Origin of the sequence: Methylophaga sp. UBA4204, from assembly GCF_002379485.1 — a bacterium.
Taxonomy (GTDB): domain Bacteria; phylum Pseudomonadota; class Gammaproteobacteria; order Nitrosococcales; family Methylophagaceae; genus Methylophaga.
The window spans coordinates 506-11,364 of record NZ_DFTU01000089.1; the positions used below are offsets into that span (position 1 = coordinate 506).

The window sequence follows — 10,859 nt, forward strand, 5'->3', positions numbered from 1 at the left end:
CCATCAGCAAAAATCTGTTGTAAATCATCCTGCATAACAACGTCCGTACGACTCCATTAACCAGCCTAGGTAAATCACGTAGCCTGATTATCCCAAATTTCAGGTTCTGCACCATTTTCAGCCGTCCAGATCCGTTCACCGATAATTTTGAATTGGGCGATAGACATGGCGCCGCGTTTTTTACGATTACTCTCACGATCATTCAGTGCTTCCTGAATAACCTGCTTGGAAGCATAAAATATTTCTACCGGCTGATATTCATCATCAAACAATACCAGTAACACCCCATCCCATTCCTGGGCGGGGTTCAATTGACCAATTCGTGGGGTGGATTTACTGGTATCAAAAATGGCGCGACCTTTAATCACCAATTTTTGATCGGCTAATGCGCCACTTTTACCTACGGCGTCATAACTGGAATTTAAATTATCCAGTAACTGCAGATCCAAAGATTTTGCGGCATCAAAACGGGCAATTTCCCCAGTAACTGGCAAAGTGCTGCCAGTTGCCTGACGATAACGTGCGGCCAGTTGTCGCGTTTCATGCATTAATGTATCGATGGAATATAAATCCATTTGTCTCTCTGACCGCCTTTATTCACATTCAAGCATTATACATGGCAAAAAAAAACGGTCTGCCTGCTTTCGCAGACAAACCGTAAATTTTGTCGAGGCTGTGAATAACCTACATACCTACGACCGTCATTTTTGCAAAAAATTCAATTAAGATTTTTTCGCATCCAGTTCTTTCTGATAATACTTATGAACCAGCTTATCCTGATTTTCCAACAGGTAATCGATGCTTGGTTCATGATTCATCGCTTTCTCGATAGCACGCGTTGTAGCACGACGATGTACATCAAATAACGCTTCATGATCCAGGTTTTCAACCGTGGTGATGCCAGGGTTTAACCAGACAGAAACGATGATGCCTAAATCATTGGCTTTTTCTTTAGGGATAGTACCGTTACGAACAGCATCCAAAACACCATTGGCAATTGCACCTTGAACCGTACCCATCAGAATATTGGTGTAGGCGGTATTTTTAACAGTCACTTTACTGACCATAATTGTTGCAGGACGAACCTGAACATCGGTATTCATCAGCGCTAATACGCGCGAGTGACCTTTAACCTGATCACCCATTAAATTGGCAAATGCGGTTCCTACTGGTCCATCCAGTTCGCCGATAACGACTTCTGGTTCCGCGGCAGTTAATGGTGGACCATCAGCGATCAGTGCTTCACCTGTTCGCATCACAATTCTTTCACTCATAAGCTATAGCTCCTTTAATTAGTGAGAGGGTTAGATAGAACAGTTCATTATCCGTGTCTGAACCTGATGTCGCAACCTTATAACCCTTTATGAGTACATAGATGCAGAGTAAACTGCACTGATTTGAGCATGGATTCAGCATGGCCGATATTGCAACACCTTATGAACGCATTGGCGGTGAACCTGCCGTTCGCAAACTTTGTCATACCTTCTACAAAATTATGTGTGAGACGCCGCAAACCGAAGTAATCCGTGGCTTACATCCGCAAAACATTCAAATCAGTGAAGATAAACTCTTTATGTTTTTGAGCGGATGGCTCGGCGGCCCCTCACTCTATATAGAAAAATATGGACACCCACGATTAAGAGCCAGACATCTTCCCTTTTCAATCGGTATTGAAGAGCGCGATCAATGGTTGTATTGCATGGCTCAAGCCCTGAAAACCATGGATCTGGATCCATTATTTGCTGAACAGTTAATGAGTTCTTTTGCCCAGACCGCAGATTTTATGCGTAATCGACAGGAAACGGAGTAAACATGCATATTGGCGCGGTCATAATTGGCGATGAAATTCTCAGCGGTAAACGTCAGGACAAGCATTTCAATCAATTGCAAATCATGCTGGCCAAACGCGGTCTTGAACTAAGCTGGACCTTGATTGTTGGGGATGATCCACAACAACTTGAACGAGCTTTGCGTTACAGCATGAGCAGTGACGATCTGGTGTTCAGTTTCGGTGGCATCGGCGCAACACCCGATGACAGAACGCGCCAGACTGTTGCGAAAATTGCCGATGTGCCATTAATCCCTCACCCCGAAGCAACTGCTGAAATCGAAGCGCGGTTTGGCGAGGATGCTTACCCCAATCGTATATTGATGGGCTACCTTCCAGAAGGCTCGAGAATAATCCCCAATACAATCAATCGTATACCAGGTTTTTCTTATGCAAACCATCACTTCACTCCGGGCTTTCCAGAGATGGCCTGGCCGATGGTCGAATGGGTTCTGGATAACCTGTATGCGCATTTAAAAAACCAGCGCCCAGCAACAGAGCAGACTATTTTTGTTCAACGTGGACGTGAGTCGGATTTGTTACCGGTAATGAATCAGATTGTTAACGATTATCCACTTCTGAAATTATCCAGTCTGCCTCATCTGGGTGATCCCCCCCATATCGAATTCAGTCTGCGCGGCGATTTGGATCAGGTTGAACAAGCCATGCAATTGATTAAACAGGCGGTGGATCAAGCGGGTTTTGTCTGGTCCGATCAGTTAATCCAGTAAAACCACAGCGGTAAACTCGCCATGCAGAGCACGGTCGTTAATGTTACCGCTGCCGCGTAAAGCGATGTATCCAAGCCGTAGCGTTCACAGATCACAATACCAAAGACCATCGTCGGCATGGCAGCCGATAAAATCACCGTGGTCATAATATCGGTCGGCAAATTCAGAACCTGAGTCACCAGCCAAACACCCGCTGGCGCCATAAATAAGGTAATTGCTGCAACCGGTAATAATAGTGGTAACAGGTTCAATCGCAGACTCTGCCAGCGAATGCTCATGCCCAGTGCTATCAACATTAATGGCACCACGCCACCTGATAGCGTTTGCAACGCAGAGTGAATAAAATCAGGACGTTCCACATTGAGCAGATTTAATAGCACTGCGATGGTCACTGCCCATAATGGTGGTATTTTTATCAGGCTTTTTAATGGATGTGAGGACTGATCGTGGCTGCCATAATATCCCGCCATTAACATGCCCACCGTCATCAGTATGGGGGTACAAGCAAATAAATCGTATTGCAAAATAATGGCATTTGACCAGCTGCCAAGCACTTGATCCAATACTGGCAAGCCAAGATAGGTGACGTTGGGAAAAGTTGCCGCCAGGATCAACGCACCTTTTTGAGCATTGGTGACCGGTATCACTTTTAATACCAGCCATATAGACAAGGCTGCTGTCGCCAGACCACTCATTGCCAACAACGATATCTTCATTGAAGTGATATCAAGCGGCGCTTGCCAGATCACATCAATCACCATGGCTGGCAACAGAATATAAAAAACCAGATCGGTCAGAGCCCGGCGATGTGCCAGCGCCGGAATATGCCTGGGAGCCAAGGCCTGCCAAAGCGCACCACAGGCAATTAACACGGCCATTTGCGCCAAAACCATAAACATCGGAAGACTACCTTGAATAGAGGACGGTTGATCGTATCAACCGGTCACTGAAAACAAAAGCCAAAAGTGTATTGTTTTGCCCAATAACACTGGATTTAGCTTGCCTGACGGCAGTTGCACAGGTAATGTTAGCCCGATTACTGGATGATGTTGTAAAACAGCTGTCTCATGCTGACTCCAGCCTGATGATACCTTTAATAATGAGGTTGTTTCTTATGTCTTTATCAAAACAATTACTTATCTTGCTAACACTGATTTTTCTGATTGTGTTCTCAGTAAATTTTGTCATGAGCATGGACAATATCCGTAGTTATCTGCAGGGCGAATCGGAAGTGCATGTACAGGACACGGCAACCTCACTCGGTTTATCACTCAGTCCCCATATGGCTGATGAAACTGATCCGATTTTGCGAACCATGATGAACGCCATTTTTGATACCGGTTATTACAAGGAAATGCGTTTATTGGATGTGGATGGCAATGAATTAATTCGGCTGACCAATCCCGATGAAGTTCATGGTGTACCCAGCTGGCTTCCCCGGTTTTTTCCCATCGAAACTGCCACCGCTGTCAGTGAAATAAGTACCGGCTGGAATATTGCTGGCACCCTGCAAGTCACCAGTAATCCCGGTTATGGTTACCTCAAGCTATACGAACAATTTAAATCCACACTCAAATTTTCATCGTTCATTCTGTTAGGTGCGATTTTGCTGTTGTTGGTGGTACTGAGAATGACCTTACGTCCGTTAAAAGCCATAACAGAACAGGCAAACGATATTTCTGCTGGGAAATTTACCGTTATTGAAAATTTACCCTGGACCAGAGAAGTACGGTCAGTCGCCAAATCCATGAACAGTATGTCAACCAAAATTGGCAAAACCATTCATCACCTGAATTTGCGACTTGATAAGCTCAATGACAATTTGAATCGTGATCCACTTACAAATTTATTAAATCAGCAAACGTTCAAAGTCGATATAAAACAGGCACTCTCCATTGGCGAATTCGGCCATGTTATCTACATCAAATTCGATGACTTGAGTGCAGTGGTGAAAAATCAGGGTAAAAATGCAGTAGATGCACTGCTGAAGGATTTTGCCAGCCAGTTGCAACAACTACCATTTGCCAATCTGCGCAGTTATCGCTGGTACGGATCAGAATTTGCTGTTTTGACAACCGATAGCAATATTCAAGACATAACCCGGATTGCCGAACAGATTCAGGTTCTGGCCAACGAACTGGGGCAACAATATGAGCATAGCGACTTACTACATATGGGGATTGTTTCTTATGAACGTAGCAGTGAAGTTGAGCGACTCATGCCAGCATTGATTGAGGCCTATGAGCAAGCACGTTTGATTGAAGCCAATGCCTTTTACATCAAGGAAAACACCTTAAGTTCAATGTCTGAAATGAGCTGGAAAGCTACTATTGAACAGGTAATTAATACAGATTCGGCAATGATTACCTTTACCAACCAGGCTTACAATTACAGTGACACCGCAAAACCCCATCTGGTAATGCGTGAAGCCTTTACCGAAGTTCGTGATGCAAATGGTGATTTACTGCCTATTGGTACCTTCTTTTCAATGGCTGAAGCTTTTGATCTGGTTGAAACACTGGATAAACACATTGTGCAAAAGGTGTTGGACTTGATGGGCGAAGAATCCAATCCGGCTCCTGTGACAATCAACCTGTCTCTGGCATCAATTGCTTCAGCAGACTTCCGCCAATGGCTTGGCAAAGCAGTCATTCAATCAGGCTTATCCCCTGCCCTGTTAGCGTTTAGTGTGACCGCTTATGCTGCGGCCAAAGATCTGGATACATTCACCAATTTCAGCATCTTTGTCAGACAGTTAGGAGCTCACAGTCTATTAAAACGTTATAGCAGCGATGTGATTCCGGTGAATCTGCTGAAAGATCTGCATATTGATTACATTCGACTGGCACGCGATCTGACCACAGATATCCGTAGTAATACCAATAAACCGGACTTGCTCGATATCATTCAGGAAATTGCCCGCTTACTGGAAGTAAGAGTATTGGCAGAAAGTGCAAAAGACGAACAAGACTTTCTCTGGTTACAACAGGCTGGCTTGTTCGGGATCAGTCGTTAATCAATGTTGCTTCGGCTAAAACCTATTGTATTGACCTTACTGCTGGTTTGGTGGCTGCCGTTTTCTGTTCCATTGCTGGCAGAATTACTGATTTCAGAAGCGTTATTGCAACGCATTGAAAATGAATACGATAGTGAGGCCAGACAACGCGTTGAAGCCTGGCAAATATTGATGCAGGAAAATCAGGATTTATCAGAGCGGGAAAAACTCGCGGTAGTAAACGATTTTTTTAACAGTAATGTCCTGTTTGTCGATGATATTTTTTTATGGAATAAAGAAGATTACTGGGCTACGCCGATTGAAATGCTGTCACTGGGAGCTGGCGATTGCGAAGACTACTCCATTGCTAAATATTTCACCCTGAAACAGCTTGGCGTTGATGAAGATAAACTGCGTATCACTTATGTTAAAGCCATTGATCTGAATCAGGCACATATGGTTTTAACTTATTTTGAAAATAAACGCGCCATTCCCCTGGTGCTGGATAACCTGATTAATGAGATACAACCGGCCAGTCGTCGTCAGGATCTGACACCTGTTTACAGTTTTAATGGCACGGGGTTATGGCTGGCCAAATCCCGTGGCGAAGGACAACGGGTGGGTGATGCCTCGCGCTTATCATTGTGGGAAGATTTAGCTGCCAGAATGCGAGCCGAAACAGTTGCGGATTGAAGACAACGTTTGTCGCTACAGTGTCCGGCCAGCAATCTGATTAATCTGTGCAATCTGTTGTTGAATTTCGATTTCCAGTTGCAAAAGTTGGTGGCGATGTTTGTCGGCTATTTCCTGACTACGTAAAAAGCTTGTTAAATCCACCCCACCCATATCAAAACTACGTTGTTGCATATCAACATATTGCTGACTGACTGCATATTGTTCTTTCAATAGCATCTGTCTCTGTTGCAACGTTTTAAGCGTATCCATCGCGGCAAGCAAGTCAGCTTCAAGCTGACGTTTCTGTTGCTGCTGGGCAATCTGTAAATCGGCTAACTGCCGGCTGGCTTGTGCAATAGCCGGTTGCTGATATTGTTCATCGTTCAGGGCAAAGCTAACACCCACGCCTATGCTGTTGTTATAGGGATCGGCATGTTCATCCCGTTCACGTTTAACGCCTACAGACAGACTGGGATGTTGAACATTGTCATAACGGGCGTTGGCGATTTCACTGCGTTGTCGGGCAATTTGTTGCTCCAGCTCAGCTAATAATGGATGGGCTTTATCTATTTCAGTCGACAACGGTAAATTTTCTTCAATCACATCCGGTAAGACCTGCTGCCCGGTCAGGTATTGGTATTGATTTAAGCTTTGTTGCAAATCCATCTTTGCCGAAGCCAATTGGGACTGCATTTCCAGATGATGACTTTTTGCCAGCAAAGCTTCTGAACTGGCTAAATCCCCCCCCTCTACCCGATTTTCAACATTGTTAAGCAAGTTCCGGGCATTGTCCCGTAATGTTTCGGCATGGCGAACTTTGGCTGCAGAAAGCATCACTAGCCAAACATGACGTCTTACCTGTGCCGAGGCATCAAGGCGAATTCGTTGTTGATAGTAAGGCAGCTCTGCGGCCAAATGACGTGACAGATTCTGCTGATGACGTTTTTCACCGGGTAGCCAAATCGGCATTTCTACTGAAGATTCCCATTCCTGCAGACCCTCACCACTACCGATTACATCATTGAAATGATTCACCGATAAACTTAAAGGCTCAGCAAATAACTTTCCAGCAAGATCTGAACGGCTTTTTGCCAGCGCATCCATGCTGGATTCAGCTTGTCTGGCAGGGTGCTGGCTGTAAACGTAATCCGTCAGTGTTTTCAGCGTGATAGGATCCGTTTCTTCAGCATTAACGGAATAACTGACTAAAATTGAGCTCAGTCCGAATAATAAACACAGCATACGCAGTTTCATGTTCTACCCCTTATTCGGTGGTTTGTGTCTTGGCATTACGAAGTTTGGCAAAATTTTCGGAAATGCTTTCGTGGAACGACAATAATGCCGGAATGACAAGTAACACTAAAATCGTGGCAAACATCAAACCAAACGAAATCGATACAGCCATTGGAATCAAAAACTGCGCCTGAGGCGATGTTTCAAATAGTAATGGTGTGAGCCCGCCGATAGTAGTTAATGAGGTTAATAATACTGCCCTTAACCGTAAAACCGAGGCTTCAATAATTGCATTTTGGGTCTCCAGGCCTTTTTCACGTAAGTTCTTGAAAAAGGTCACCAGAATAATCGCATTATTGACCACGATGCCCGACAGCCCAAAGATGCCGAATAACGACAGAATTGTCAGGTCGATATTAAGTAACCAATGGCCGACCAGCGCCCCAATCAAGCCAAATGGAATGGCTGTCATAACCACTAGCGGCCAGCCATATGATGCGAATACCCAGGCCAGAATAATATAGATTAACGCAAAGGCCAGCAGTGTGCCCTGCTTCATATCCCCAATTGTATCGGCCTGTTCTTCTGCCCTGCCCTCAAAAACCACCTGAATACCATAACGCGCCATCAAATCAGGCAGAAATTCTTGCTGTAAATCCGCCAGAATAGTGTTGTTATTGGTCACCTGGCTGTCTACAGTCGCCGTGACATGTACCGCCAGACGGGTATCGGTATGGCGCAATACATCAAACCCTCGGCGTGCATCAAAGTGCACCACTGAATCCAGCGGCACACTACCGCCATCTGGCAGGCGAATCATAAAATCGTCCAGTGAGGCCTGAGTATTTCGTTGGCTATCTGGAAACATTACCCGAACTTCAACCTCGTCATCACCATCCTGAAAAATCTGTACCAGACGTCCGTCATAAGCCGAGCGTAGTTGTCTGCCAACGTTCTCAACCGTTAACCCCAACACCTCGCCCTGCTCCTTTAGGCGATAAATCAACTGCGACTGACCATAGGGTAAATCATCCTCAATTGCACTCACACCGGGATAACGTTGTAATGCATCAATAACTTCCCTGGCAGCCGCCTTGAGGTTATCGGTGGTGCCGCCGGTGAGCCGAATATCAATATCACTGCCAGGGGGGCCTCCTCGACGTTCCGATATGGTGAAGGTTTCAATACCTGCAGGCATAACGATTTTCTCGCGCCAGGCATTAATAAATGTCTGATTACGCACATCGCGTTGGTCCGGCGAAGTCAATTCAACCTGCATTGAGGCAAAACGGTCATCCACCTGAGCATCAGACATGCCTCCGGCAGTACCCGCCGCGCCCAACTTACTGGTGGCGACATCAACCAATGGCTGATCCCATTGCTGATCAGTTTGCTGCAATGTCGCCGTGAGATGTTGCAGAAATTTATCAGCTTCGCTGCGCGGTGTTCCGGCAACAAAGCGTGCATTGGCTAATACCGTGGTGCCTTCAGGTGATGGGAAAAAGTTAAAACTGATGCGACCACCTGCCAGTAAACCAAAACTGATGATCAGTAACGCCATGGCAATACTCACCGTTAAGCCGCGATTTTTTACAGCATTGGTGACCAATGGACGGAAAAGATCATCACGCAGATAATTGAAAGCATTATCCAGGCGTGCACGTATTGCCGAAGGCTTAGCATGATGAATATTTTGAAAGCTATGGCGCAGATGGCCCGGCAGAATCAGAAAACACTCAATTAACGAGGCGATAATCACGCAAATCACCACAAAAGGAATATCGAACAGAATATTGCCAATCACACCACTGATAAGCATTAATGGAATAAACGACGAAATAGTGGTCAGCGAAGAAGATAAAATCGGTGCCAGCATACGTCTTGCACCACCTTCTGATGCTGTCAGTGATGGTTCACCACTCTGATAATGGGCAAATGCATCTTCTCCCACGACGATGGCATCATCAACAATAATCCCCAGCGACATGATCAGACCAAACAGGCTGATCATATTAATACTGCCTCCCAGTGCATATAACACAGCCAAAGCTGCCATAAACGATACCGGAATACCTACCGCTACCCAGAAAGCAACGCGCCCATGCAGGAACAGAAATAAAATGCCCAATACCAGTAATAATCCACCCAGGCCGTTTTTTAACAGCAGATTGATCCGTTCTTTAATCAGTTGCCAGCTGGCGTCATAGACTTTGAGCTCAACGCCCTCAGGCAGTGTTGCGGATTTTTCATCCAGCCACTGTTCAAGCACCCGCGCACTTTCCAGTGAATCGGCATTTTCCGTACGTTGCAATTCCAGTTCGATGGCTGGCTGCCCCTGATAAAACAGATTCATCTGTTTACGTAAGGGTCGCCTTTCAATAGTAGCCACATCTTCAAGTTTCACTAATCCATTGGCAAAATCGGACTGCAAAGCAAATTCAGCAAATGCTTGCACATCACGACCTTGATCCAGACTGCGGATCTGCCTTGTGCTTTCATCGTTGCCAATTTCACCAGCGGGTAAATCCTGACTCAGCTGGGCAATACGATCAGCAACCTCATCCAGATCCAGTCCCAATGCTTCCAATTTGGTTTTATCCAGCTGAATGGCTATTTCTTCAAGCGGTAATCCACTGATATTGATCCGCGAGATACCGCGATCCAACAGTTCATGCTCAATATCATGTGCAAGATAACGTAGGGACGCCAGGTCGCCAGTTTCACTGGTGATCAGAATGCGCGCCACACTTTCATAATTGGTGACCAGAGTGACTTCAGGTTCTTCACTATCCGTGGGTAAATTGCGGATCTGAGCAATTCGATCCTTGACCTGATCCAGTGCCTGCCCCATATCGCTTTTTTCAATAAACTCAAGGGTGACCCGTGACATACCGTAAGATGAGGTTGAGGTCATCTTTTTCACATAATCCACACTGCGAAGCTCCTGCTCTACCTGGCGGGTAATCGACTCGGCGACGTCCTCGGCACTGGCACCACGCCATTCAATGCTTACCGTAATAATATCCAGAGCAAAGGTCGGGAAAAACTGAGTATTAATACGATTTAACGACAGAACCCCGGCGAGGATCATCACCATCATCAACAGATTGGCAGCAACCCGATGTTGGGCAAAGAGACCAATAAAGTCGCGTTTCACCGTACTATTCATCTTTAATACTTACGGATAACCCATTGATGGCATTTGGTAATTGAGTAGTAATAATCTGATCACCCTGTTGCAAAGCTTCGCTTTGAATCAGCAAGCGGCTTTTGCCATCCTGATTGGAGTAATCACCGATTTTGCTGACTTGCACCGCTTCAAGCTGATTATTACGAACACGATAAACCCGATCCAAACCATATAAAGCACTGTAAGGAATGGCTACAGTATCCTGCT

General features: G+C 45.5%; 9 protein-coding genes and 1 pseudogene. 4 read left to right on the forward strand and 6 right to left on the reverse strand.

What is annotated here, in order from left to right:
- Positions 1–74: 74 nt before the first annotated feature.
- Together B3182_RS13220 and fae are read right to left on the reverse strand one after the other, a co-directional pair.
- Positions 75–575, reverse strand: a complete 501-nt coding sequence (locus B3182_RS13220; RefSeq protein WP_292356792.1) for a hypothetical protein — start codon at positions 573–575, stop codon at positions 75–77.
- Between the two features lie 147 nt (positions 576–722).
- Positions 723–1,274: a formaldehyde-activating enzyme gene (fae, locus tag B3182_RS13225; protein ID WP_226074375.1), complete on the reverse strand. Its 552-nt coding sequence runs from the start codon at positions 1,272–1,274 to the stop codon at positions 723–725.
- A 140-nt stretch (positions 1,275–1,414) separates the two neighbouring features.
- Between fae and B3182_RS13230 the strand changes: the two genes are divergently transcribed.
- Together B3182_RS13230 and B3182_RS13235 are read left to right on the forward strand one after the other, a co-directional pair.
- Positions 1,415–1,810, forward strand: coding sequence for a group II truncated hemoglobin (locus tag B3182_RS13230; RefSeq protein WP_292356795.1), 396 nt, complete (start codon positions 1,415–1,417; stop codon positions 1,808–1,810).
- A gap of 2 nt (positions 1,811–1,812) precedes the next feature.
- Positions 1,813–2,559, forward strand: coding sequence for a competence/damage-inducible protein A (locus B3182_RS13235; RefSeq protein WP_292356797.1), 747 nt, complete (start codon positions 1,813–1,815; stop codon positions 2,557–2,559).
- Here B3182_RS13235 and B3182_RS13240 read toward each other — a convergent pair.
- Positions 2,544–3,458 (reverse strand): AEC family transporter, encoded by a 915-nt coding sequence (locus tag B3182_RS13240; protein WP_292356798.1) that lies wholly within the window; start codon positions 3,456–3,458, stop codon positions 2,544–2,546. The genes B3182_RS13235 and B3182_RS13240 overlap by 16 nt on opposite strands.
- 215 nt (positions 3,459–3,673) lie before the next feature.
- On the opposite strand from B3182_RS13240, the gene B3182_RS13245 reads away from it, so the two are divergent.
- The gene (locus B3182_RS13245; RefSeq protein ID WP_292356800.1) at positions 3,674–5,575 is read left to right on the forward strand and encodes a bifunctional diguanylate cyclase/phosphodiesterase; all 1,902 of its coding nucleotides are present in this window, start codon (positions 3,674–3,676) and stop codon (positions 5,573–5,575) included.
- A 3-nt stretch (positions 5,576–5,578) separates the two neighbouring features.
- Positions 5,579–6,247 (forward strand): transglutaminase-like cysteine peptidase, encoded by a 669-nt coding sequence (locus B3182_RS13250; protein WP_292356802.1) that lies wholly within the window; start codon positions 5,579–5,581, stop codon positions 6,245–6,247.
- A gap of 15 nt (positions 6,248–6,262) precedes the next feature.
- Here the strand turns inward: B3182_RS13250 and B3182_RS13255 are convergent, their stop codons facing one another.
- The 3 genes and pseudogenes from B3182_RS13255 to B3182_RS13265 form a co-directional block, all read right to left on the reverse strand.
- Positions 6,263–7,483 carry a TolC family protein gene (locus tag B3182_RS13255; protein WP_292356804.1) on the reverse strand — a complete coding sequence of 407 codons (1,221 nt, stop codon included), beginning with the start codon at positions 7,481–7,483 and terminating at the stop codon, positions 6,263–6,265.
- Between the two features lie 10 nt (positions 7,484–7,493).
- Positions 7,494–10,631 (reverse strand): efflux RND transporter permease subunit, encoded by a 3,138-nt coding sequence (locus B3182_RS13260; protein WP_292356806.1) that lies wholly within the window; start codon positions 10,629–10,631, stop codon positions 7,494–7,496.
- Positions 10,624–10,859, reverse strand: a pseudogene (locus B3182_RS13265) (efflux transporter periplasmic adaptor subunit); the annotation flags it as partial. The pseudogene B3182_RS13265 and the gene B3182_RS13260, both read right to left, overlap by 8 nt.